This is a genomic window from Stenotrophomonas sp. K-6 (assembly GCF_056861555.1).
On the sequence record NZ_JBSPUC010000003.1, the window covers coordinates 400,774 to 424,168 of the forward strand.

20 protein-coding genes are annotated in these 23,395 nt (G+C 66.6%); 9 read left to right on the forward strand and 11 right to left on the reverse strand.

The window, feature by feature from the left end; genetic code table 11:
• Positions 1-4 precede the first annotated feature (4 nt).
• The 8 genes from AC13F7_RS12195 to AC13F7_RS12230 form a co-directional block, all read right to left on the reverse strand.
• A complete protein-coding gene (locus tag AC13F7_RS12195; RefSeq protein ID WP_346470804.1) occupies positions 5-478 on the reverse strand; it encodes a response regulator in 474 nt (157 codons plus the stop codon).
• Positions 475-2,712, reverse strand: coding sequence for an ATP-binding protein (locus AC13F7_RS12200; RefSeq protein WP_483000640.1), 2,238 nt, complete (start codon positions 2,710-2,712; stop codon positions 475-477). Before AC13F7_RS12200 ends, AC13F7_RS12195 begins: the two co-directional genes overlap by 4 nt.
• Positions 2,713-2,881: 169 nt before the next feature.
• Positions 2,882-5,440, reverse strand: a complete 2,559-nt coding sequence (locus AC13F7_RS12205; protein ID WP_483000642.1) for a TonB-dependent receptor plug domain-containing protein — start codon at positions 5,438-5,440, stop codon at positions 2,882-2,884.
• Between the two features lie 177 nt (positions 5,441-5,617).
• Positions 5,618-6,154, reverse strand: a complete 537-nt coding sequence (locus AC13F7_RS12210) for a TlpA family protein disulfide reductase (protein WP_483000644.1) — start codon at positions 6,152-6,154, stop codon at positions 5,618-5,620.
• Positions 6,151-7,152: a cytochrome-c peroxidase gene (locus AC13F7_RS12215; RefSeq protein WP_483000646.1), complete on the reverse strand. Its 1,002-nt coding sequence runs from the start codon at positions 7,150-7,152 to the stop codon at positions 6,151-6,153. Before AC13F7_RS12215 ends, AC13F7_RS12210 begins: the two co-directional genes overlap by 4 nt.
• A gap of 13 nt (positions 7,153-7,165) precedes the next feature.
• Complete coding sequence (locus AC13F7_RS12220; RefSeq protein WP_483000648.1) at positions 7,166-7,615, reverse strand: protein-disulfide reductase DsbD domain-containing protein; 450 nt, start codon at positions 7,613-7,615, stop codon at positions 7,166-7,168.
• Positions 7,612-8,193: a YceI family protein gene (locus tag AC13F7_RS12225; protein ID WP_483000650.1), complete on the reverse strand. Its 582-nt coding sequence runs from the start codon at positions 8,191-8,193 to the stop codon at positions 7,612-7,614. Before AC13F7_RS12225 ends, AC13F7_RS12220 begins: the two co-directional genes overlap by 4 nt.
• Positions 8,194-8,307: 114 nt before the next feature.
• Positions 8,308-9,648, reverse strand: a complete 1,341-nt coding sequence (locus tag AC13F7_RS12230) for a peroxiredoxin family protein (protein WP_483000652.1) — start codon at positions 9,646-9,648, stop codon at positions 8,308-8,310.
• A 403-nt stretch (positions 9,649-10,051) separates the two neighbouring features.
• Between AC13F7_RS12230 and AC13F7_RS12235 the strand changes: the two genes are divergently transcribed.
• From AC13F7_RS12235 to AC13F7_RS12270, 8 genes are all read left to right on the forward strand, one after another.
• A complete protein-coding gene (locus AC13F7_RS12235) occupies positions 10,052-11,104 on the forward strand; it encodes a hypothetical protein (protein ID WP_483000654.1) in 1,053 nt (350 codons plus the stop codon).
• A 351-nt stretch (positions 11,105-11,455) separates the two neighbouring features.
• Positions 11,456-12,316: an STAS domain-containing protein gene (locus tag AC13F7_RS12240; RefSeq protein WP_483000656.1), complete on the forward strand. Its 861-nt coding sequence runs from the start codon at positions 11,456-11,458 to the stop codon at positions 12,314-12,316.
• Between the two features lies 1 nt (position 12,317).
• Positions 12,318-12,689 (forward strand): STAS domain-containing protein, encoded by a 372-nt coding sequence (locus AC13F7_RS12245; RefSeq protein WP_353085897.1) that lies wholly within the window; start codon positions 12,318-12,320, stop codon positions 12,687-12,689.
• Positions 12,686-13,087, forward strand: coding sequence for an anti-sigma regulatory factor (locus tag AC13F7_RS12250; RefSeq protein ID WP_481469808.1), 402 nt, complete (start codon positions 12,686-12,688; stop codon positions 13,085-13,087). Before AC13F7_RS12245 ends, AC13F7_RS12250 begins: the two co-directional genes overlap by 4 nt.
• Positions 13,078-14,094 (forward strand): ATP-binding protein, encoded by a 1,017-nt coding sequence (locus AC13F7_RS12255; protein ID WP_483000659.1) that lies wholly within the window; start codon positions 13,078-13,080, stop codon positions 14,092-14,094. The genes AC13F7_RS12250 and AC13F7_RS12255 overlap by 10 nt, the downstream gene beginning before the upstream one ends.
• A complete protein-coding gene (locus tag AC13F7_RS12260; RefSeq protein ID WP_481469804.1) occupies positions 14,091-14,951 on the forward strand; it encodes a sensor histidine kinase in 861 nt (286 codons plus the stop codon). Before AC13F7_RS12255 ends, AC13F7_RS12260 begins: the two co-directional genes overlap by 4 nt.
• A complete protein-coding gene (locus tag AC13F7_RS12265; RefSeq protein WP_483000661.1) occupies positions 14,938-16,881 on the forward strand; it encodes a response regulator in 1,944 nt (647 codons plus the stop codon). The genes AC13F7_RS12260 and AC13F7_RS12265 overlap by 14 nt, the downstream gene beginning before the upstream one ends.
• A gap of 57 nt (positions 16,882-16,938) precedes the next feature.
• Positions 16,939-17,727 carry a CHAD domain-containing protein gene (locus AC13F7_RS12270; RefSeq protein WP_483000664.1) on the forward strand — a complete coding sequence of 263 codons (789 nt, stop codon included), beginning with the start codon at positions 16,939-16,941 and terminating at the stop codon, positions 17,725-17,727.
• Positions 17,728-17,754: 27 nt separating this feature from the next.
• Here AC13F7_RS12270 and AC13F7_RS12275 read toward each other — a convergent pair whose 3' ends face one another.
• The 3 genes from AC13F7_RS12275 to AC13F7_RS12285 all read right to left on the reverse strand — a co-directional run bounded on the left by AC13F7_RS12275 (position 17,755) and on the right by AC13F7_RS12285 (position 22,197).
• Positions 17,755-20,502, reverse strand: coding sequence for a UvrD-helicase domain-containing protein (locus AC13F7_RS12275; RefSeq protein ID WP_483000668.1), 2,748 nt, complete (start codon positions 20,500-20,502; stop codon positions 17,755-17,757).
• Between the two features lie 96 nt (positions 20,503-20,598).
• Positions 20,599-21,813 carry an MFS transporter gene (locus AC13F7_RS12280; RefSeq protein ID WP_259259710.1) on the reverse strand — a complete coding sequence of 405 codons (1,215 nt, stop codon included), beginning with the start codon at positions 21,811-21,813 and terminating at the stop codon, positions 20,599-20,601.
• A gap of 159 nt (positions 21,814-21,972) precedes the next feature.
• Positions 21,973-22,197 (reverse strand): hypothetical protein, encoded by a 225-nt coding sequence (locus tag AC13F7_RS12285; RefSeq protein ID WP_483000672.1) that lies wholly within the window; start codon positions 22,195-22,197, stop codon positions 21,973-21,975.
• 182 nt (positions 22,198-22,379) lie between these two features.
• Between AC13F7_RS12285 and AC13F7_RS12290 the strand changes: the two genes are divergently transcribed.
• On the forward strand, positions 22,380-23,375 hold the full coding sequence (locus AC13F7_RS12290; RefSeq protein ID WP_483000674.1) for a GAF domain-containing protein: 996 nt from the start codon (positions 22,380-22,382) through the stop codon (positions 23,373-23,375).
• Positions 23,376-23,395: the final 20 nt, after the last annotated feature.

Consider the following 23,395-nt stretch of genomic DNA (forward strand, 5'->3'; position numbering starts at 1 on the left):
AGCCTCAGCCATCTTGTCTACTCTTCCCGCCAAACAGAGTGCCGTGGGGCGGGGGCTGGTTGGTGATGCCCCAGAACATGCCCAAGCCCTGGATGGCCTCGAGGAACTCCTTGAAGTCCACCGGCTTGACCACGAACGCGTTGACACCGAGCTCATAGCTGCGGATCAGGTCCTGCTCTTCGCGTGAGGAGGTCAGCATCACCACCGGGGTGCTGCTCAGCGCGCGGTCGGTGCGGATTTCCTTGAGCACTTCCAGGCCATTGAGCTTGGGCAGCTTCAGATCCAGCAGCACGACCACGGGCCCGCCGTGCATGGCGCCTTCATAACGACCCTGGCAGCGGAGATACTCCAGCGCTTCCACGCCGTCGCGCACATGGGTCACATCATTGAGCAGCTGGCAGCGTGCAAGCGCTGCCATGGTCAATTCTGCGTCATTCGGGTTGTCTTCTACGAGCAGGATCGGTCGCAGATCTCTCATAGGTGGTCTCCAGTAACAAAGGGGATGGTGAAATAGAAGGTCGCGCCAGCGCCAACCTGGCCTTCGGCCCAGGTCCGGCCGCCATGGCGGGTGATGATGCGGTGCACGTTGGCCAGGCCGATGCCGGTGCCTTCGTACTCATCGACGTGATGCAGCCGCTGGAACACGCCAAACAGCTTGTCCACATAGCGCATGTCGAAACCGCAGCCGTTGTCTTTCACGAAGAAGATGTCCTCCGTGTCGTTGCGTTCGTGCCCGATCTGGATGCGTGGCTCGGCCGTGTCCCGGGTGAACTTGATCGCGTTGGCCAGCAGGTTCTGCCAGACCAGCCGCAGCATGCCGGGGTCGGCCAGCACCTTGGGCAGGCCCGCGATCTGCCAGTCGATGGCGCGGCCGGTGTATTCCATGTCGAGCTTGTGGCGCACGTCATCCACCAGGGCGGTCATGTCCATCGCGATCTGGCCCATCGTCGAGCGGCCCATCTGCGAGAAGCTGAGCAGGTCATCCACCAGCGTTCCCGCTGATTTTGCCGACTCCACGATGGTCTCGAGGAATCTCTTTTCTGAATCGTTCAACCTCTCGCCGGCCGAGGACCACAACAGCTCCGAGTAGCCCACGATGTGGCGGAAGGGCGCACGCAGGTCATGGCTCACCGAATAGGAAAACGCTTCGAGCTCCTTGTTGCTGCGCAGCAGCTGTTCGTTCAACGCGGCCATTTCTTCGGCCTTGCGCAGCACGATGTCCACGATCGCCGCGCGCAGCTCCAGCGAGGCATCGCGGTCCACATCGTTCCAGGGAAGCGACTGTTGGCGCACGGTCTGCTTCCAGCCCTCGAAGGAGGTGCGCGGCGACAGCGGCTGACCGGTCTCTTCCTTGCGCGGGTCGCCGCCCCATCGCACGGTACGGACCACCTCCGGCCGGAACCAGATCACGAAGCTGTCGTGGATCTGCGAGATCGAGATGGCCAGCACGCCACTGGCCACACCGGCGAAGGCCTCGGCCTCCTTCCAGTCCTGTGGCAACGTGTCGGTGCAGAAGATGTCGCCCTCGATCTGCTGCGCGGTCAGCCACTGCACCAGCTGCATCACCTGGCGCTGGCTCGGGCACTCGCCATGCAGGATGCACTCGCCACGGTGCACGATCGCCGCACCCGCGGACTGGGTCAGCGCGAGCAGGCTCTGCTGGTCGCGGCCGAGCGCGGCCATGAAGTCGGTATCGCCGGCCATCCGCCCGAGCAGCCGGACCTGGATCGCCCGGCGCGCGATGCGTTCTTCGATCAGCACCGCGCGCTGCTTCACCGAGATCTGCAGCGACAGGATCTGGCCGATGAACTCGCAGGCCGTGCGCACGTGGTAGGGCACCCGGCGCGCGACCTGGTTGTGGCAGGAAATCAGACCCCACAGCTCACCCTCGCACAGCACCGAGACCGACATCGATGCACCGGTGCCCATGTTGCGCATGTACTGCAGGTGGACCGTGGAGACGCTGCGCAGCATCGCCGGGCCGAGATCGGTCGGCGGGGCATCGGCGAAGGCCGGCACACGCACAAGCGGCACCGCGGTGTAATGGCTGTCGGCGATCAGCCGGACCCGGTTCTGCCGGTACAGCTCGCGCGCCTGGGCGGGGATGTCCGATTCGGGGAAGCGCAGGTCGAGGTAGGAGGGCAGCACCGTGTTGCGGTCTTCGGCCACTACGGCGCCGTTCCAGTCCGTGTCGAACTGGTAGATCATCGTGCGGTCGAAGCCGGTCAGCTCGCGGATATGCGCGGCAGCGAGTTCGCACAATGCCTGGGTCGTCGGCGCGTGCTCGATGGCGGCCATGAAGCGGCGGATCGAGGGGTACAGGTCTTCCAGGGAGCCTGGTTCGCCGGCGACCGGCGCCTCGAGCTCCACGATGATGTCCGTCCCGATCCGGTGCGCCACCGTGTGGTGGTTGCCCGCGCGCCCTACCTGGTACGCGCCGAGGAAATGGGAGGCGCCGTCCTGCAGCGCCGCCAGGACCGGCCCGCAGTGGGCAAGGGTACCGTCCAGCACGTGATCCAGCGGTTGGCCCAGCGGATCGCCCAGGTGCTCCAGCAGCTCCGGCCGGGCAACGGCACGGGCGTTGACGGTCAAGGTCGCCTGATCGAGGACCAGGACCAGTCCGTAGGGCTGGATCGCCCCCGGGGTCCGTATCGGCTCACGCGCGCAGCTGGACAGATCCAAGGCGCTTGCGCCGGAATTCCTCGAGGACATTCATTGACTCCTGATAGTGCTGGAAACCGTTCGAATGGCACGGCGCCGCCTGACCCTCAGGAGCACACACCGTCCACTGCGACGCGGTGTGCCACAGTTCCTGTATTTTTACATAGGCGACGGTCCTGATCTGTGAGGATGCGACGGGGTTCCTTGCGACACGCGAAGCTCATTCCCAGCGGTAACGCACGGTGGCCGACCACAGCCCCCCCGAGCCATCGATCGGGCCGCCATTGGCGTAACGGTAGTACTCGTTCGCCGCAAGCAGCGGCGCGGGCAGTTTCGTGACCTTGCGGTCGAAGACGTTGTTGGCGTTCAGGGATACGTCCCATCCGCGCGAAAGCGTGGCACCGAGTTCCAGATCGGTGATCCACAGCCCCCCGATGTCGTAGGCGATCTCGGCCTGGCCGGCGTAAGGGCCGCTGGTGGCCACGGTGGTGGGGGAGCCGTAGCGCTGGACGTCGCCATAACGGCTCTGGCGCAGGCCGACCCGGTAGCGCCCGAGGGTCCAGTCCAATCCCAGCACCTGCCGCGACCGGGGCGCCTTGTACAGCAGGTCGTTCTGCGAGCCGGTACTGAACACCGGCACGTTGAAGGCCGCCAGCACTGGCGGCGTGGGGGCCAGACCGGTGATCTTGGCGCGCGTGTGGCTGCTGGCCAGCGTCCAGCGCAGGCTGCCACCGCGCCCGAGGTCCCAGCGGCCTTCCAGGGTGGCCTCCACGCCTTCGGTGCGGGTGTCGGCAGCGTTGATGAAGTAGCGCACGCCATCCTGGGCGCCCAGGCCTACCGAGGTGACCAGCGCCCCCGAGCCCGGGTACAGCCCTTCGCGGAAGGTGGTGGACAGCGCGATGCGGTCGTCCACATCAATGCGGTAGGCATCCACCGTCAGCGAGGCGCCCTGCCACGGCTCGGCGACGATGCCCAGGCTGAGGCTGCGGGACGTTTCAGGGCGAAGTGGTTGCGCGCCGAGGGCGATGGCCTGGGGCGAGCCGGCCTGCAGGATGTGGTCGGTGTAGAAGTTGCCATTGGAGGTGTTGCGATAGGCCTGCGCCGCCAGCGACGGCGCCTGGAAGCCGTTGCTGATCGTGCCGCGCAGGGCGAGCCGGGGATGCAGCGCGAAGCGGGTGGACAGACGGCCGGTGGTCTCGCTGCCGAAATCCGAATAGCGCTCGTGGCGGCCGGCCAGATCGACGCGCCAGCGCGCGCCCAGATCGGCGGCGACCCCGAGGTAGATCGCGCCGCTGTTGCGGCTGACATCTACCGCGTCCTCCGGCCGATAGCCCGGCAGTGCCTGCGATCCACCCAGGCCGATGCCCAGCACCGTGCCGGCATACGGTCCATCCAGCACCCGCTGCCCGCCATGGGTGTAGGACTGCACATCGCCGGCCCCGATCCGGTAGCGCTCGTCGCGGTATTCCGCGCCTGCACTGAACTCCAGCGGCGCGGCCAGCGACGCCGTCTGAAGCTGGCGGCGCAGGTCCAGGTTGTGGGTCCAGGCGCTGTAGCGCAGGTCGCCGATGTAGAAGTCGGTCTGGCTGTCCAGCCCGTAGGTCGGGTTGATGCTGTTGTGCAGATTGATGTCCATCGCATCGCGCCCGTAGCCACTGCTCAGATCCCAATCCCACTGGCCTAGCTGGCCGCGCAGGCCGAGCGTCAGCGCGCCATCGTTCTCATCGATGTGCTCGGTAGGGGCGAAGCCATCCGGATCGATGGCACGCACGACTTCGTTGCGCAGCGGCTGGCGGAAGTTCTGCGGTGCCCACGCGTCGCGCTGGGCGAGGGTCAACAGCCCGTACGCGTCGACCGTCGCGGCCAGCGGAATGCTGGCATTGGCAGTGGCGGTCTTGGTGCGGAAGGCGCGGATGCCGCGGTTGCGCCAGGCGTTGTTGTCGCGTGTGGCTTCGCGCGGGTCCGGCGTGGCACCGGCCGGCAGCGTCGGGTTGCTGGCCTGGTTGCCGCCGGGCCGGATCGCATTGCCGGCGGCGTTGCGGGGGAAGTAGTACAGGAACGTGTCGCGCGCGGGGCTGGTGTAGTCGGTGGCGTGCTGGTCGTCCAGCTGGGCGGCCAGATGCAGGTAGCCGCCATCGCCGATGCCGAACCCCGCATCGGCCTGGACCACGCGCGAACGTCCATCGCCGGCGAAGTAGGTGCCATCGCGGTAGGAGACGTTGCCCCCCCGTGCGGCTTTGTTGGTCACGATGTTGATCACGCCGGCGATCGCGTCCGAGCCATAGATTGCCGAAGCGCCATCACGCAGCACCTCGATGCGTTCGATTGCGCCGGTGGGGATCAAGGCCAGATCGGCCGGGGCAGCGCCACCAAAGCCGCCCGCGCCCAGCAGTGCAGTGGCGTGGCGGCGCTTGCCATCCACCAGCACCAGCACGTGGCTGGAGTTCAGCCCGCGCAGTTGCCCGGCGCGCACCATGCTGTTCAGATCGCCGGTTTCCAGCGGCAGGTTGAAACTCGGCACCGTGGTGTTGAGCACATCCAGCAGGCTGGTCGCGTTGGCGGCGCGGATGTCCTCGGCCGACAGCACATCGATCGGCGCGGCACTCTCCCGCACGGTGCGGCCCTGCGCGCGGGTGCCGGTCACGGTGACGGTATCCAGGGTGGCGGTGTTGACGCTGGTGGCGGCGTCCACCTCGGGCGCGCCGTGGGCGGTGAGGGGCAGCGACAGTGCCGACAGGACGGCGACAACCAGTGGCAGGCGATGGTGCGTGGACAGCATGGAAGATCCCCCGGGGAAATGGTGGGCCGGTGCGGCAGCGATGGCGGCGGACAGATGGACACAGGTGCAGACATGCACACCGGCAGTCGGCACTGGAACGGTCGGGTCAGCAGGTGTGTTGGCGCGACTGGCCTGGACAACAGCGTTGCCCGGCAGCGGCAATGCGCCTGGTGCCGATCACGGCGCCCCGCCTGCGGCAGCCGCCCAGCGAGCAAGGTCGGCCGGATGCAGGGGCCCGTTGTGGACCTGCAGCACCTTGCCGTGCGCATCGATCAGGACCGAGAACGGCAGCGTGCCGATGCGGTTCCCGAAGGCGGCCGCGGTGCCGGGCGGGCCGTCGCCCTCCACCAGTTGCGGGTAGGTGAGTTGAAGCTGGTCGCGCAAGGCCTTGGCGGCGTCGATATCGTCCAGGGCGATGCCGACCACGTGTACGCCGTCAGGCAGGGGCGTCTGCGCCTGCGAGAAGCGCTGCAGATCGGGCAGTTCCTTCAGGCACGGCCCGCACCAGCTGGCCCAGTAGTTGAGCAGGACCGGGCGGCCGCGCCATTGCGCCAACGTCGCGCGTCTGCCGTCCAGATCCGTCCACTGCAGGGCAGGTGCAACTTGGCCCGCGGGCGGCGCAGTGGTCAGCGGGGCGGCGCGGGAGGCGATCGGCAGGGTGACGGACAGCGCGATGGCCAGCACGATGGCGAAACGGACGTGGGGCAGCGTCATGGCGGGGAGGCCGTCGGGGAGGTCGTGCGGGCGGCGAAGCGATCGTCGGTGAGGGTATGCAGGAACTGCTCGATGTCATCGATCTCCGCTTCGGTCAGGTGCAGCGGGTCGCGCAGCTGCGCATCGCGGCCGATCGAATCGGGGATCACCTTGCCGGGATCGTCGTAGTAGACGATCACCTCGCGCAGGGTGTTGAACATGCCGTTGTGCATATATGGGGCGGTCAGCGCGACGTTGCGCAGGCCCGGCACTTTGAACTCGCCTTTCTGCGCCGGATCGCCGGTGATGCCGCCGCGACCCTCGTCGTTGAACTGGCGGCCGTTGTAGATGCCGATGTTCTTGAAGCGGTCCGAGGTGAAGTCCTCGCCGGCATGGCAGCTCACGCACTGCGCCTTGGTGATGAACAGCAGGCGGCCACGCTTGGCGGCATCGCTGATCGCGTCTTCCTGGCCCAGGGCATAACGGTCGTAAGGACTGTCCACGGTATTGAGGGTCTTCTGGTAGGCCGCCAGGGCACGGCCCAGGGTGCGCGGGCTGGGCGGTGCGTTGTAGGTGTCCTGGAAGCGCGCCACCCAGGTCGGATCGGCAAGCAGGCGGGCGACGGCGTCATCCACCGGCAGGTCCATTTCCAGCGGGTTGGCGATCGGCCCCAAGGCCTGTTCTTCCAGGGTTTCGCTACGGCCATCCCAGAAGAACCGGGTCCGGCCGGCGCTGTTCATGACGCTGGGGGTATTGCGGGTGCCTGCGCGGCCTTCTACGCCCAGGCTGACGGCGCGGTCATCGGCGAAGGCGCGCACAGGCTGATGGCAGCTCGCACACGAGACGGTACGATCACGCGAGAGGATGGGATCGAAAAACAGCTGCCGGCCGAGCTGGGCGCGTGGGTTGCCGCTCAGATCGCCGTCATAGGTCGGCGCATCGGCGGAAAACACCGGCGACAGCACGGCAACACCGATCAGTGTGGTCAGCAGGGCGAGGGAGCGGGCAGGACGGCGCATGACATTGCCGCGCTCAACGCGCAGCGATCTCCTGCTGGACCAGTTCGCACAGGCCGCTCTCTTCAAAGCAGACCTGCGCACGCAGGGTGCCGTTCACCGGGGCGCTGCCTGCGGCGATGGGCAGACGCAGCTGCCCACGCTCGCTGAAGAAGGTGTAGCGATAGTCGCCGGCGAAGCTGCGGCCGTGGCCCTCGCGTGCATCTACCGAGCGCAGCGGCCCTTCGGTCTGCACCCCGTTCGCCAGGCTGATCCGCGCCGCCCGCGGGCCGATCTGCGGCTGCTCGAAATCGGAGGCATACAGAATCCAACCCGGTTCGATGTGGGCGTCGATCACCAGTTCACGGGTGCCGTCGGGGCGCGCTTCCACGCGCGGATCGAGGGCGACCTTCGGGGTATCGGCGGCGGCCGCGCCGAACGGGATGAGCAGCAGCGCGGCGACCCATGGGGCAAGGCTGCGATTCACTCCTTCGCCCCCTGGCCCTCGGTGGTGATGCGCAGCTGCACCTCGTCGGCGATGTTGGGCAGGAACCCGGTCAGGCCGAACTCGCTGCGGCGGATGACGGCCGTGGCGTTGAACCCGATCGTGGGGACCTTGCGGCTGGGATGCTCGCCGACCTTGTTGAGGGTGGCGTCGAGTACGACCGGGCGGGTGACGCCATGCAGGGTCAGATCACCGGTGATTTTCAGACGACCGGTGCCTTGCGGCACCACCGAGGTACTGCGGAAGCTGGCCTGCGGGTGCGTGGCGACATCGAACAGCTTGTCGCCCTTGACGATCTCGTCCAGTTTCGGGACGTGGGTGGCCAGCTCAGCCAGTGGCAGCTCCACCTGTACCTGCGAAGCAGCAGGCTTGGCCGCGTCGTAGATGAGCGTGCCGCTGCTGATCGCCGCGCGGCCGGTCGGGAAGGAGAAGCCGTTGTGGTTCCAGGTGAACAGCACGTCGGTGTGGGTGGGATCGAGCTGGTAGGTCACCGGCGCGGCGTTCGCCACGGCGGGGGCGCTGGAAATGACAAGCAGGGCCAGGAACAGGGAAGGACGCATGAGAAGGTCTCTAGGCAGTGGCGCGCAGTCGCCCGCGGCATCACGAAGACGCCGTGCGGGGTGTGCGGTGCAGGAGGGGAAGCAGCGGCCAGGCGTGCTGGCCGCCACAGGGAATTACGGAGCGACCGCCAAGGACGCTGCGGTGCTGGGTGTGGCGGCGCTGACGGCGTACGGATCCGGCTCGGCGATCAGCCCATCGAGCAGGCTGTTGAAGCGGGTCACATAGTCCTTGTGATACTCGCCGGTGACCGTGCCGGTATAGCCGGTATAGATCTCGCGGACCTTGCCGTCGCGGCCGATGATGATCGTGGTCGGGAAGGCGGCCATATAGTTCAGGCCCTTGAGTTTCTCGGTCGCCACCTTCTTGTCGGCGATGCCGCCGAATACGATGTCGTAGCGGATGTCGAAGTAATCCTTGAACGTGGTCAGGGTCTTCTGGAAATAATCGAAGTTGTCTTCCTGCTCGAAAGCCACGGCCACCGCTTCCACCCCACGGTGCTGGTTCTGCTTGAACCACGGTGCCAGGAAGTAGGTCTGGTCGGTGCAGTTCGGGCACCAGGTGCCGATCACTTCGACGATCACCACCTTGCCGCGGTACTTGTCATCCCGCAGCGAGACCGGCTTGCCCTGCAGATCGGGGAAGCTGAAATCGATGCGTTCCTGGCCATCCTTGAGGAAGGTGAGCTTGTACGGATCGGGCAGCTCCACTTTGTCACTTTTCTCGGCCTCGAACTTGACCACGTTGTAGATGCCGCTGCCGAATGCGCCCTGGATGTTGCCGTCCTCATCGATCGTGCCGCGGATCAGCAGCGGGCTGGGCCCACTGAAGCCGGACAGGTAGAAACGGTTGCCCTGCACGGTGCCTTCCAGCTCGCGGGTATCGCCGACGACGGTCATGAACACGCCGGAGAGGCGATTGCCTTCCTGCTTGAGCAGGGCGACCTGGTTGCGCTTGTCCTGGCGGGCGGCCTTGTCGATCGTCTGCACGGCCCATTTGCCGCTGAGGTCTGCCGCCGGTGCCTCGTCCTGGCCGGGTTTGACGAAGCGCCAGGCTGCATCGTGTTCGGCGGTGAAGGCCAGGTTGCGCGCACCGTTGCGGCTGGGCACCAGGTCCTTGTACTGGCCGGCGAGGTGCTTTCCATCTTCGGACACCTTGCCCTCCAGTACGGCATCGTAGGTGTTCATCCGCACCGAGAACGTCCCGTCATCGCGCGGTGTGACGTTGAATCTATCCGTACGCGTGCCGTTGAGCAGGGTGAAGGTCGCGTCCTGCGCACGCTTGCCCTTCACTTCGAAATTGAAGGGAATCGGGTCGCCATCGATGGTGAACTCGCCCCGCCAGATGCCTTCGGCGGGGAACGGTGCTTTCGCCGCAGCAGATGCAGGCGCAGCGAACAAGAGGCTTGAGGCGAGGAACAGGGTCGCGACGACGCGACCGGATAATGCCAGTGTCATGAGAGTGCTTCCAGATAATCCCCTTGGTCGCGCCAAGTCGCCGGCGATGCAGCCCCCGTTCCACTGCATCCGCAGAATGGCCGTCCGTGGCCGGTCCTGTGCCATCCATGGCGTGATGGGATTATTGCCACGTGATTGTCGTAAAAGTTCATCGCGGCTTGGAACGCATCTTCATCAGCATATTCAGCGGCGCGACGATGGCAGGCTGATAACCGTTTTGATATCAGCGCCGTGTGCCGTCCATGCACATCCTGCGCCATCCATCGCACGGGCGAGTGCCGGTGTTATCCCGGCCCAGCATCCACACCATCTTGTTTTCAGCCTCTCGCGTATTTCACAACCTGAGGCGCAGCCTGCCGGTGCGCGCTGCGTCCGCAGTGCTTGAAAAGGAGTGTCACCTGCTATGAATACCCGAGGCGATTACGCCCACCCCGAGCCCGTCGCCGCAGCGACCGTGGCCGTGGTCACCCCACCGCCGGTGGTGGATATTCCGCGCGACAGCGCAGTGTCGTGGGGCGCGATTCTCGCCGGTGCGATCGCCGCCGCTGCGCTCTCGCTGATTCTTGTCATCCTTGGTGTGGGCCTGGGCCTGTCGTCGGTGTCGCCCTGGTCGTTTGAAGGGGTGACCGCTGAAACGTTCGGTTGGTCCAGTATTGCCTGGCTGACCTTCACTGCGATCGCAGCCTCCGGCCTGGGCGGCTATCTGGCCGGCCGCCTGCGGACGAAGTGGAGCAACCTCCACGGCGATGAAACCTATTTCCGCGATACCGCACATGGGTTCGTGTCGTGGGCCGTGGCTACCTTGCTGACCGCTGCGCTGTTGACGTCGGCGATCGGCGGCATTCTTGGTGCAGGTGCCAAGGTGGCCGGTGCCACTGCCGGCGCTGCGGCCTCGACCGCGGGCGGTATTGCCGCCGCAGGTGCAGGTTCTGCGGCGATGGGCAGCGATGAGGGCGACGTGCAGTACTGGGTGGACTCGCTGTTCCGTGCCAACCCGGCCGCAGCGCAACCGGCGCCGCCGGCCGGTCCCGCCGGTCCGGCCGATGCGCCCGCCCTCGCTCCCCCGGCACCGGTTGCCAACGGTGCGCCGCCGCCGCGCCCGATGCCGGGTGCCGACCGTCGCCCGGACAGCCGTGAGGTGCGTACCGAGGTCAACCGCATCATCCTCAACAGCCTGAAGTCCGACACGATGGACCCGGCCGATACGCAGTACCTGGCCCAGCTGGTGGCGGCACAGACCGGCATGAGCCAAGCCGAAGCGCAGGCCCGCGTGACCGATGTGCAGACGCGCCTGCGTGCGGCACTGGACAACGCCACGCAGCAGGCCAAGCAGGCGGCGGACGATGCACGCAAGGCAACCGCGTATGCCGCGCTGTGGCTGTTCATCACGCTGCTGATCGGTGCCTTCATCGCCAGCCTGAGTGCTACCTGGGGCGGCCGCCGCCGCGACCTGTGAGCCTGACCATCCTTAAGGAGGAAACACCATGAAGTACATTCTGTTGTGGATGCTGGGCATTCCGATTCCGCTCTTGCTCCTGTTCGCGCTGTTGCGCTGAGCACCCCTCATCAGGCCGCCTTCGGGCGGCCTGATGCGTTTGCAGGGCGGCGGATTGATCGCATCAACATGGCGCAGCACGGCGGCTGCATGAACCAGTCAGCCACGTGCAGATCGTCTTCACATCTTCAGCATCACCCGTGATGCCCAATCTTCCTGAATTCATTTAAGCTTTCGAGATTGCGGCCCCCATTCATAGGGGTGATGGGTCGCCAGCGCATCCGGTGTTCCCTCATCTTCCAGGACATTTCCATGGCGGCTTTGCAGCAGCGCACGATTGATCTCATCCGCAGCCTTCAGGAGCCCTTGTTGGCCGCGTGGGCCGGCACTCTCGCCGGTTCCGGCCAGGCACAGGACGGCCGCCTTTCTTCCCGTGAGCTGGATACCCAGGTCCGCGAGTTCTGGCGCCTGTTTCTGGAGGCGCTGTCCCCGGCCGACGTCAGCTCCGTGGCTCGGGCCGAGTGGCAGGACGTCCGGCGGTTCCTGGAGGAGCTGTCGCGCGAGCGCGTGCTGAAGGGGTTCAACTCCTCGGAAACCGCCAGCTTCATCTTCTCGCTGAAGCGACCGCTGTTCGAGGTGATCCAGCAGGCATACGCGGACGATCCGGCCCAGCTGGGCGACCAGTTGTGGGCGATCTCTGAACTGATCGATCAGCTGGGTCTGCACACGGTCACCGTGTTCCAGAGGACCCGCGAAGACGTGATCCAGCGCCAGCAGGAAGAGATGCTCGAGCTGTCCACGCCGGTGGTGAAGCTGTGGGAGGGTGTGCTGGCATTGCCGATGATCGGCACGCTGGATTCCCAGCGCACCCAGGTGGTGATGGAATCGCTGCTGCAGCGGATCGTGGATACCGGTTCGGAAATCGCCATCATCGATATCACCGGCGTCCCGACCGTGGATACGCTGGTGGCCCAGCATCTGCTGAAGACCGTCACCGCGATCCGGCTGATGGGCGCTGACGCAATCATCAGCGGTGTGCGTCCGCAGATCGCCCAGACCATCGTCCACCTCGGGCTGGACCTGCAGGGGATCGTGACCAAGGCCAACCTGGCCGACGCACTGGCGCTGGCGCTCAAGCGCACCGGCCAGACCGTTACCCGGACCGCCCGCTGAGATGGAGCGCATCCCGATCCTGCAGATGGGCGATCTGCTGCTGGTGACCATCCAGGTGGACATGCATGACCAGCTCGCGCTGACCCTGCAGGACGACCTCACGGAAAAGATCCGCAGCACCTCTGCACGCGGTGTGCTGATCGACATCTCCGCACTGGATATCGTTGATTCGTTCATCGGGCGGATGATCGCCACGATTTCATCGCTGGCCCGGATCATGGATGCCACCACGGTGGTGGTCGGCATGCAGCCTGCCGTGGCGATCACCCTGGTCGAGCTGGGCCTGACCCTCAGTGGCGTGCGCACCGCATTGAATGTGGAGCGGGGCATGAAGCTGCTGCAGCGTAACGACGAAGACGACGCCGCCTTATGAGTGCTTCCAGTGGTTCGCTGCCGATCCGTATCGAGCAGGATGTCGTGCTCGCCCGCCAGGCCGCGCGGCAGATCTGCGTGGCGTGCAAGTTGCGCCTGATCGACCAGACCAAGCTGGTCACCGCGGCCAGCGAGCTGGCGCGCAATGCCGTCATCTACGGTGGCGGCGGGACCATGGGCTGGGAAGTGGTCGAGAAGGGACTGCGCAAGGGCGTACGGCTGGTGTTCGCCGATGACGGTCCTGGCATCCCGGATGTCGCACAGGCCCTGACCGATGGCTGGTCGTCCGGCTCCGGCATGGGCCTGGGCCTGTCCGGTTCGCGCCGGTTGGTGGATGAGTTCGAACTGGAGAGTGCACCGGGGCAGGGCACCCGTATCACGATCACCAAATGGAGCTGAACTTCGGCGGCCAGGTGACGCGGATCGTGGTGGTCGAGGAATCCTCACAGGTCGGGCAGGCCCGGCGCGAAGCGCTGGCGCTGGCCGATCATGTCGGCCTGGACGAAATGGACGCCGGCCGTGCGGCATTGGTGGCCACCGAGATGGCCACCAATGTGCTCAAGCACGGCCGCAGTGGCCGCATGTACCTGTCCGCAGTGTGCGGTCGCGGCGGCAACGGGGTGGAACTGGTGACGGTGGATGCCGGCCCTGGGTTCTCGTTGGCCGAGTGTCTTCCGGACGGTTATTCGACAGGCGGCACCCAAGGGCTGGGGCTGGGCGCGATCCAGCGCCAGGCCACCGTGCTGGATGCCTGGTCCGATGCCAAAGGTGCCGTTGTGGTGGCGCGCATCTATGCCAGCCGTGCGCCTGGCGATATCGACGTGCCCTACGGTGCGCTGCGGATTCCGATGCGCCACGAGCTGGCCTGTGGCGATGCCTGGCATCTGCGTGCCGATGCACACACCGTGGCGGTCACCGTGATCGATGGGCTGGGGCATGGACTCCCGGCCGCCGATGCGGCGCAGGCCGGTGTGGCTGCCGTTTCACAGGCCTCCGCGGCGGGGGCACCGGCCTTGATCGGCATCCTGCACGCGGGCATGTCCGGCACCCGCGGCGGTGCGGCAGCGGTGGCCTGCGTGGACGTGGCGAGCGGTCAGGTGGAGTTCGCCGGCATCGGCAACATTGCCGCCAGCCTGTGCGAGCCCACCGGCTCACGCGGAATGGCCTCGCACCCGGGCATCGTCGGGGTGCAGTACCGCAAGGCACAACCATTCCATTTTCACGCCGCGGCAGGCACGCTGCTGGTCATGCACAGTGATGGACTGCAGGCGCGTTGGAGCCTGCGCGACTACCCCGGCCTGTTCCACCGCCACCCCGCGTTGATCGTGGCGGTGCTGCACCGGGATTTCGATCGTGGCCGGGATGACGCCGGCATCGTTGCCCTGCGTCTTGGAGACCTGCATTGAGCGCCTCACCCCATGATCAGGAGCTGCAGCAGCTGCGCCTGGAAGCCGATGCGCTGCGCGCTGAATTGGATGAAACCAATCAGGGCGTGCTGGCGCTGTACGCCGAGCTGGATCAGCAGGCCGAGCAGCTGCGTGAGGTGTCCGAGCTGAAGAGCCGGTTCCTGTCCTACATGAGCCATGAGTTCCGCACGCCACTGGGCTCGATCCTGAGCATGACGCGGCTGCTGGAGGATGGGATGGATGGCCCGCTGACCGCGGAGCAGCGCCGACAGGTGCGTTTCATCAGCGCCTCCACCAGTGAGCTGCGCGAGATGGTGGACGACCTGCTGGATCTGGCCAAGATCGAGGCCGGGCGCATCACCATCTCGCCGGCCTGGTTCGATCTGATGGACCTGTTCTCGGCACTGCGTGGCATGTTCCGCCCGTTGGTGGAAGGCAATCAGGTGGACCTGCTGTTCGAGGACCCGCCGGTGATGCCGATGCTGTACACGGATGACAAGAAGCTGGCGCAGATCCTGCGCAATTTCATTTCCAACGCGCTGAAGTTCACGCCCAGCGGCCAGGTGGTGGTCTCGACCCAGCTGGAGGGTGAGAACGCGGTGCGCTTCAGCGTGCGCGATACCGGTATCGGCATACCGGCCGAACTGCAGTCGACCCTCTTCGAGGATTTCGTGCAGGTCGATACCCCGCTGCAGAAGCGCCTGCGCGGCACCGGGTTGGGGCTGTCGCTGTGCAAGCGTTTCGCCGAGCTGCTCGGTGGCCATGTCGGCGTCGAGAGCGAAATCGGTACCGGCTCGCATTTCTACGTCGTGTTGCCGCTGACCCTGGCCACGGAGGCCGTGCATGGCGATTCCTGATCGCATCCTCGTCGTGGATGACAACGTGGCGACCCGTTACGCGGTGCGCCGCGTGCTGGAGCACCACGGGTTCCATGTGGAGGAAGCCGGTACCGGCGGTGAGGGCCTGGGACGGCTGGCCGAGCATGATTTCGGCGCGCTGGTGCTGGATGTGAATCTGCCGGACATGAGCGGGTTCGATGTGGTGCGGCAGTTGCGCGAACACAGCCGGCTGCAGTTGCTGCCGGTAGTGCATGTCTCGGCCGCATCGATCGCCACCGGTGACATGATCACCGGCCTCAACGCGGGCGCGGATGCGTATCTGATCCATCCCGTCGATCCGGACGTGCTGCTGGCCACACTGCGCAGTCTGCTGCGCGCCCGCCGCGCCGAGGAGGCGTTGCGCGAGACCGAGGCACGCTTCCGCGAGATTTTCCGGCACATCAATGCCCCGATCGCGGTGTTGGATGCCTCGCTCAATGCCCACGATGCCAACGATGCCTTTACCCGCCTGCTGGGCCAGCAGGTGGGGCCGGGGCAGCTTGATCAGTTGTTGCAGGACCAGGTCGCTCCGCTCAGCGCGTTGAAAGTGGCCTTGGCCGAAGGCGAGCGCTGGCAGGGCACCTTCAGCCTTCGTGTCGGTGGCGCCACCCGCATGACGGAATGGCGGGTGACGCCGTACCAGGCCGCCGGGCAGGGGCTGGTGCTGATCGAAGACACCACTGAACAGCATGCGCGCGCCAATGAACAGCGGCAGGAACTGGAGAGTGCGACCTCCGAGCTCGCCTTCCAGATCGCTGAGCGCGAGCGCACTGAAATCGAGTTGATGCAGGCGCAGAAGATGGACGCGCTGGGTCAGCTCACCGGCGGCATCGCGCACGATTTCAACAATCTGCTGACCACGATCATTTCCGGGCTGGACATGATCGAGATCGCCGCCTCCAGCGGCAAATGGGACAAGGCATCCCGCTACGTCGAGATCGCCACCGGCTCGGCACACCGTGCGGCCGCGCTGACCCAGCGCATGCTCGCCTTTGCCCGCAAACAACCGCTCGACCCGCAGACCTTCGATGTCGTGGCGCGGGTGCGCTCGCTGGAAGACATGCTGCAGCGGTCGATCGGTGAGAACATCGAGCTTGAGCTGGAACTGGGCATTGAACCGCTGATTGCGGTGGCCGACCCGAACCAGTTCGAGAACGTGATCCTCAATCTGGTCATCAATGCCCGCGATGCGTTGGCCGGCCAAGGCCTGATCCGCATCCGCGCCGGGCGTGCCGAGATCGAGCGCGACCATGAGCTGGCACCTGGCCACTACATCACCGTGACCGTGCTCGACAACGGCGTGGGCATCCCCGCAGAGCTGTTGACCAAGGTGTTCGAGCCGTTCTTCACCACCAAGCCGCAGGGCGAGGGGACCGGTCTGGGGCTGTCGATGACCTACGGGTTCGCGCGTCAGTCCGGTGGCAGTGCGCGCATCGCCAGCGAGCGCGGCGAGGGGACGGAGATCGAGCTGCTGCTGCCCGAGGGGCAGCTCCAGCCCGCCGCAGCGCACCCATCGGCGCCTGCACAACTGCCCCGTGGCAGTGCCGAGCGGATTCTGCTGGTCGACGATACCGATTCGGTACGCATGATGGTCCGGGAAATGCTGGTCGAGGCCGGCTACCAGGTCGTGGAGGCCATCAATGCGCAGCAGGCCCTGTTGGAGCTGCATTCGGACCGCGAGCTGGACCTGCTGTTGTCCGACGTGGGCCTGCCCGGCATGAACGGCCGCGAGCTCGCCGATGCGGCGCGGGCATTGCGCCCCCATCTGCCGGTGCTGTTCGTGACCGGCTATACGGAAAGCGCGGTGGTCCGCAACGAGTTCCTCGGGCAGGGCATGTCCCTGCTGCCCAAGCCGTTCAGCGTGAACGAGCTGCTCCGGGGCGTGCGGCAGATGTTCAATCCGGGCTGAGCGGACCTCGCGCGACGGCATGAGTACAATCGCCGGACGCCCCCAGGGGAGACCGCGATGACGCCACCTGAGATCGGTCCTGCCGCCCGTGCGCTGGCACACGGTGAGTGCAAGGCCATCGCCGACGCATTTGAGCGCACGCCGGAGGTGCACGAGGCGGTGCACCGGGCGCGCAAGACCATCCGGCGCCTTCGTGCCCTGCTGGCGTTGCTGGAAAGCAGCGCGCTCGAGACAGCCGCGGCGGACGCCGCGCTGCGTCGGCTGGGAGATGGCCTCTCGGCGTTGCGTGACGCGCACGTGGTGGTGGAAACCTGCGCACGGCTGGCGTCAGCGCAGCCCGACCAACGGTGGGAGGCGGTGTGCATGCGCTTGACCGCGCGGCGCGAGGCGGTCCTCGCCCGCGTGCTGGCGCGCGATCCTGCCTTTGCACGCCGCCAGGCGGCCCTGCTGCGTATCGCGACCGATCTCCAGGCGCAGCCATGGGAATCCCTGAGAGGCAGTGATATCCGCAAGGGGCTGGCGCGCAGTGAACGGCGTACGCAGAAGGCGGAGAAGCGCGCGACACGCAGCCACGATGCCGACGACCTGCATCGCTGGCGCCGCAGGGTGCGTCGCCTGCGCATGCAACTGGAGGCGGTGCCGCGGTTGGCGCCGTCCCGCGCGGTGCCGATCAAGGGACCCGGGCACACCAGGCACGCGCGTGCCCTGCATGCGCTGAGCGATCAGCTGGGCTGGCAGCAGGACCTGCGCATGGTCCGCAATCTGGTGCGGGTGATGCCCGGCGTTCCGGAGCGGCGGGTGCTGATTGAACAGATCGATGCGCAGTTGGCGGCTGCCTCGCACTGACCTGGCGCGTGTCGACTGCCGGTTGATCTAGCCATAGGCGCGAGGATCGGTGTTTGCCGGCCCGCCCACCTTCGGCGGTTTGTACTCGCAGCGTGGATACCCCGAGCACGACTGGAACGCGCCGTACGGCCCGGTCCGCGGCACGATCACGCCCACGCTGCAGGCCGGGCAGGCCTGCTCGTGAATCGCATCGCCGGTCATCGAGGTGACCCGTACCGCGCCGTCGTTGACCAGTTCGGTCAGGAACGACGAGCGGCGCCCCTGTACGGTGAACATCGCTACCGAGCGGCGCGCGCGCGTCAGCGCGACGTAGAACAGGCGACGCTCCTCGCCCAGTGGATAGGCGTCGCTCTCGGGCATCGCCAGGGCCAGTACCGGGTCGTCGGCACGCGTGTTGGGAAAGCGCCGATCCAGCATGCCGGGCAGGATGACGTAGTCCGCCTCGGTGCCCTTGGAGCGGTGCGCGGTAAGGAAGCTGACCTCCATGTGCTGCCCATGGCGTGCGCGCCACGTGGCCGGCAGCATTGCACGGTCGGCGTTGTAGCGACCGAGCACGAACACCGTGACCTTGCCATCGCGGCCTGGCGGGACCTGACCGGTCAGCAACTGCTGGTGCAACTGCGCCAGATGCTGTTCGACCGCCCCGACCAGCCGGTCGCGCGAGGCCACCTGGAAGGCCTGGAGTACCGCCCCATACGCGGGCGTGACCGAACGGACCTGTTTGGGAATCTGCGCCGGATTACGTGACACGAACGCGCTGGAGACATTGCACAGCGCCTGCGGGCAGCGGAAGGTCTGCTCGAGCTTGAGCACCTGTCCTTGGCCGAACCAGTCCACGAAGCCGGTCATCACCGAGACGTCCGCGCCGGCGAACCGGTTGATGGACTGCCAATCGTCGCCGACCGCGAACAGATGCTTGCCCGGCGCCTGCACCAGCGCTCGGCACAGACGTGCCCGCGCGCGCGAGGCATCCTGGAATTCGTCGGCCATCACCAGATCGAACGGCGCGACAAAGCGGCCCTGTTCCAGGTGTTCGGCGGCCTGGTTCAGCATGTCCTCGAAGTCGATGCCGCCCTCGGCGACCAGCGCATCGTCCCAGCCGTCCAGGATCGGGATGATGAGTTCGAGGAAGAGCCGGTAGCGGTGCTTGAAGTGATCGTCGGGCAGGCGGCGCAGACGCTCGACCATGTCCTCTACCTGCAGGCCATTGCTCTTGGCGTGGCTGATGAAGGTGCGGACCAGGCCGATCAGCTCGGTGTCCGGCATCGGCGTTGCACCGCCGTCAGGCAGCTCGCGGTCGGGATTCGGGTCCAGTTCGATGCCACGCTGTGACAAGGCCTCGCCCAGCCGCACGAACAGGTCGCCGGTCCGCAACTGGTGAGAGGTGGTCTGGACCCGCTCGATGCCATGGCCAGTGACCGGAGCGCGACCGTGATCGGCCGGCGCCTGGTCGTGTCCCTCCGGGGTGAGATGGTCGTGATACAGCGCGATGCCCGGATAGTGGAAATCCGGGCGGTACTGGCGGTACGCATCGGTCCCGGCATCGAATGTGTTGCGCCGTGCATAGGTGTACGCCACGCCGTTGTAGAACAGCCAGTCGGCGATCACGCAGTGCTCGATGCTGCACACGCGCTCGCCCTGCAAGGTACGCACGTACCCTTGGCCGTCCTTGTCCCATTCTTCGGCCTCCAAGGGCCCGCCGATGACGGGCAGATCACGGCCGAACACCAGCCGGAACATGTCCCACTGCGTGCGGAAGTGGAGGGAGCGGTCTTTCAGCGCGTCGATGATCTCGGCCAGCCGATGGAACCCCTGCGTGGCATCGACGGCCCACTCGGGTACCTGCGGCATCCGCCCAGTGGCCTGGGCGATGATGTGCCGGCCCAGCGCATGGAAGGTGCGCGCTTCCACCCGCACCTCGCCCAGGCCGAGACGCTGAAAGGCGCGGTCGGCACGCGCCTGCAGTTCCGTAGCGGCATCCTTGTTGAAGGCAAGCATGACGATGCGCTCGGGCGCGACCAGGCCGCGCTCGACGGCGTAGGCCGCCTTGGCGACCATGGTCGAGGTTTTACCGGAACCGGCTGCCGCCACCAGCTGGACGCGGCTGTCAAAGCAGATCACCGCACGGGCCTGCTCGTCGGTGAGCGGGCGGCTTTCAACACGGTCCAGCAGGGGCCGGCAGGCGATCAACTCGCGCGCCTCATGCGCTTCATTGCGGCGCGCCCACACGGCCGGCCAGTCGGCCAGCCACAGCATCAGGGCTTCTTCGATGGCCGAGGGATCGCCGTCCAACGCACTGCGCAGCTCGGCGTCATCGAAGACCGCCCACAGTGCGTCCTCATCGAGCGGCAGGTCAGGGCGCGCCCGCAGCAGTGCCTGCTGCTGCTCATGCGTAAACCACAGGGACTCATCGTCGGCCAGGTCGGTAGCGGTCTGCACCTGCGCAAGCCAGCGCTGGATCGCGGCGTGGGCCTGCTGGAACAGCGCGACATGGTCGCGTTGATGCTGCGCGCCACGTCGGTCGGCCAGGGCGGACGCCAGCAGCCGGGCAGCGGCCGGAGACAGGCCACCCAGCGTCAGGGGCGCTTGCCCATCGCGGTGCAGGGTGAGCCGCGCCCACGGCAGGCGCGGGTGCACCTGCAGCGCGGAGAGGGGCGCGTGGTACGGATGACCGTCGATGGTCAGCAGCAGCTGGTCGTCTTCCAGGCGCAGGCGCCAGTGCGGCGATCGCGTGAGGCGTTGACCCCAGTCGCTCGGGGCCCATTCGTACGTCATCGGTAAGCGCTGTTTGATCGGACACCCATGATAAGGAAATGAAAAAATCCCCGCCTGGGCGGGGATGTCGAGTCGGTCTGCGGTGGTGCGGTGCGCTTACTGTTGCAGCACAGGCTCGCTGCGGGAACGGCGATCCACCAGCATCGCCACGCCCCACAGCAGCAGGCCGCCCAGCGCGGTGGCCGCGCCGACGTAACCGGTCACGGCCGGGCTGAAGCCGGCGCCGATGGCCATGCCGCCGAACCACGGGCCCAGCGCGTTGGCGGTGTTGAACGCGGCGTGGTTGGAGGCCGCCGCCAGGGTCTGCGCTTCGCCGGCCACATCCATCAGGCGGGTCTGTAGTACTGCGGCCAGAGCGCCCATGGTGCCCACCGCGATGATCATCGGGAACACGCTCCACACCGACTGCGCGGCCAGCGGGAACGCCAGCAGCACGATGATCGACCAGACCAGCACCACGGCCGCCGCGCGGAACTGGAAGCGGTCGACCAGCCAGCCGCCCGCCACGTTGCCGATGATCGCACCGATGCCGAAGATGCCTACCGCCAGCGGCATCCACGATTCGGCCAGCCCGGTGACCTGCACCAGAGTCGGGGCGAGGTAGGTGAAGACGCAGAACATGCCGGCAAAGCCCACCGAACCGATCGCCAGCGCCAGCCACACCTGGGTGCGGTTGAACGCGCGCAGTTCGCGCATCGGCGAGGTGCGCACTTCATCCGGATCGGGCAGCAGGAAGCGCGCGATCATGGCCACCGTGGCAATCGCCAACACGCTGACCACGGCGAATGCAGTGCGCCAGCTGAGCTGCTGGCCGAGCCACGTGGTGAGCGGATTGCCGACCAGAATGGCGACGGACAGGCCGAGCAAGACCTTCGATACCGCCGCGCCGCGCTGGGCCGGGGGACTGATCGCGGCGGCCACCAGCATCGCCACGCCGAAGTACGCGCCATGCGGCAGACCCGCGACGAACCGGGCCAGCAGCATCGTGCCGTAGTTGGGGGCCAGTGCACTCGCTAGGTTGCCGATGGCGTAGAAGCCCATCAGCGCCAGCAGCAGGTTGCGGCGGGCGAAGCCTGCACCGGCGAAGGCCAGCACCGGGGCGCCGACCACCACGCCGACGGCGTAGGCACTGATCAGGTGACCGACCTGGGTCTCACTGATGGACAGCCCGCGACTGATCTCCAGCATCAGCCCCATGCTGGCGAACTCGCTGGTGCCGATGGCAAAGCCGCCCAGCGACAAGGCCAGCAGGATCAGGGTGCGCTCGCGCGGCGAGAGCCGGGCGGCCAGGGGGACGGAAGAAGAGCTCATTCAGGCGGCGTCGAACGGGGGAGCGCGGCATTGTACTGCTGCAGCGCAGCATAATCAGTGCATCGGGTAGAACGCTGGATTCGGGCGGCCGTGCGTACCCGCACCCTCGCTGGCCGTTGAGGCCTGCGAGGCCCGTCCTGACTGGCTATTGCCGGTTCTTCACGGATATCGCACGGGCCTGAACGGCTGGGAATCCTGCATGTCCAGCGGTGTGCTGGCCCCATGCGCACGCCTGAGAATCTCGTTGGTCTGCTTCTGTTCGGCCAGCATCTCGCGTAGCAGCCCCTTGATGCCGAAGATGGCGAAGGGAACCAAGATCCACAACAGCCCGAACACCGCCCAGCCGAGCGCAAGGAAAAGGGAGAAACCGTCAGCGATGCGCATTCCTTTGTACCTGTCAGAAAGTCCGTTCGTGAATGATAGCCGCAGCGCTGTACGGCGGTATCGGCATCAATCTCGAGTGCGGTCGCGGCCAGCGCCACGGCCAGTCTCGTCCATTCGTGCGACAATTCAGCGTCAAAGCCACCACCTGTCGATGGCTGCGCCATGCGGCCAAAGGGGTTGAGATGTCTACCAGTGCGGGCTTTCCAGCGCTCATCGGCTTTGATCTGCCGGGTCACCAGGAGGCCGCCGGCGCGCCACGCGTGATCGTCACCGCACTTCTGGATGACACGCCCCCCAACGATTGGATGCGCATGCTGCATCGGCAGGCGTGGCCATCGCTGCGGCTGGATCATGGCGTCGAGCAGATCCGGCTGGTCGGGCAGGGCATCCACTTTGTGGGCGCCATCAAGGACCCGCGCGCGTTGTCAGCCTCGGTGCGTACTCTGTTCAACGAGATCAACGCGAAAGCACTGGATCGCCGTTTGGCAGCGATGGACAATCCGCTTGAGGAGGATGGCCCGGGCTCCGCGCCGGTGGCGCTGATTGCCAGCTCGTCCGACCCGCGTCTGGCGGATGTTGCCGCACTGCTGGCGATGCCCGCCGTGCCGGGCATGCTGGAGTTGGCCAGTGCGATGACCGGCATGCGTTTTGTCGCCGTGGCACGCGTCACGGCGGATCGATGGACGGCGTGCGCCGTCCATGACGGCCTGGATTTTGGTCTGCGGCCGGGCGAAGACCTGGTGCTGGAAACCACCATCTGCGATGAAATCCGTGAGCATCGCCATCTGGTGCAGTTCGACCAGGCGAGCACCCACCCGGTATTTTCCAGCCACCGCACGCCGGCGTTGTACGGTTTCGAGAGCTACATCTCGGTGCCGATGTTCCGCCGCGATGGTGGCTTCCACGGCACCCTGTGCGCGCTGGACCCGAACCCCTCCAAGCTCGATGCCGCCACGGTGAAGGCATTCGAGGTACTGGCGGGCATCATCGGCGCGCAACTGGACGTGCCGCACGGGTCTGACGAGACAGGCCAGCCGGTGACCAGCATGAGCGAGGCACTATCTGTGCTGTCCCGGCAGGTCGAGGCCCTGGATGCGACGATGCTGCCGGAGCAGTTCCGCACGGTGACCGCGCGGTTGCGTGAGCTGGTGGACGCGCGACGGGCGGTCCTGGGCTGATCGCGCCGCTGGGCAGCGAC

Excerpts from the sequence above, each read along its gene's own strand:
- AC13F7_RS12195 (WP_346470804.1), bottom strand. The coding sequence starts at position 478 with ATGAGAGATCTGCGACCGATCCTGCTCGTAGAAGACAACCCGAATGAC.
- AC13F7_RS12200 (WP_483000640.1), bottom strand. The coding sequence starts at position 2,712 with ATGTCCTCGAGGAATTCCGGCGCAAGCGCCTTGGATCTGTCCAGCTGC.
- AC13F7_RS12205 (WP_483000642.1), bottom strand. The coding sequence starts at position 5,440 with ATGCTGTCCACGCACCATCGCCTGCCACTGGTTGTCGCCGTCCTGTCG.
- AC13F7_RS12210 (WP_483000644.1), bottom strand. The coding sequence starts at position 6,154 with ATGACGCTGCCCCACGTCCGTTTCGCCATCGTGCTGGCCATCGCGCTG.
- AC13F7_RS12215 (WP_483000646.1), bottom strand. The coding sequence starts at position 7,152 with ATGCGCCGTCCTGCCCGCTCCCTCGCCCTGCTGACCACACTGATCGGT.
- AC13F7_RS12225 (WP_483000650.1), bottom strand. The coding sequence starts at position 8,193 with ATGCGTCCTTCCCTGTTCCTGGCCCTGCTTGTCATTTCCAGCGCCCCC.
- AC13F7_RS12230 (WP_483000652.1), bottom strand. The coding sequence starts at position 9,648 with ATGACACTGGCATTATCCGGTCGCGTCGTCGCGACCCTGTTCCTCGCC.
- AC13F7_RS12235 (WP_483000654.1), top strand. The coding sequence starts at position 10,052 with ATGAATACCCGAGGCGATTACGCCCACCCCGAGCCCGTCGCCGCAGCG.
- AC13F7_RS12240 (WP_483000656.1), top strand. The coding sequence starts at position 11,456 with ATGGCGGCTTTGCAGCAGCGCACGATTGATCTCATCCGCAGCCTTCAG.
- AC13F7_RS12245 (WP_353085897.1), top strand. The coding sequence starts at position 12,318 with ATGGAGCGCATCCCGATCCTGCAGATGGGCGATCTGCTGCTGGTGACC.
- AC13F7_RS12250 (WP_481469808.1), top strand. The coding sequence starts at position 12,686 with ATGAGTGCTTCCAGTGGTTCGCTGCCGATCCGTATCGAGCAGGATGTC.
- AC13F7_RS12255 (WP_483000659.1), top strand. The coding sequence starts at position 13,078 with ATGGAGCTGAACTTCGGCGGCCAGGTGACGCGGATCGTGGTGGTCGAG.
- AC13F7_RS12265 (WP_483000661.1), top strand. The coding sequence starts at position 14,938 with ATGGCGATTCCTGATCGCATCCTCGTCGTGGATGACAACGTGGCGACC.
- AC13F7_RS12270 (WP_483000664.1), top strand. The coding sequence starts at position 16,939 with ATGACGCCACCTGAGATCGGTCCTGCCGCCCGTGCGCTGGCACACGGT.
- AC13F7_RS12275 (WP_483000668.1), bottom strand. The coding sequence starts at position 20,502 with ATGACGTACGAATGGGCCCCGAGCGACTGGGGTCAACGCCTCACGCGA.
- AC13F7_RS12280 (WP_259259710.1), bottom strand. The coding sequence starts at position 21,813 with ATGAGCTCTTCTTCCGTCCCCCTGGCCGCCCGGCTCTCGCCGCGCGAG.
- AC13F7_RS12285 (WP_483000672.1), bottom strand. The coding sequence starts at position 22,197 with ATGCGCATCGCTGACGGTTTCTCCCTTTTCCTTGCGCTCGGCTGGGCG.
- AC13F7_RS12290 (WP_483000674.1), top strand. The coding sequence starts at position 22,380 with ATGTCTACCAGTGCGGGCTTTCCAGCGCTCATCGGCTTTGATCTGCCG.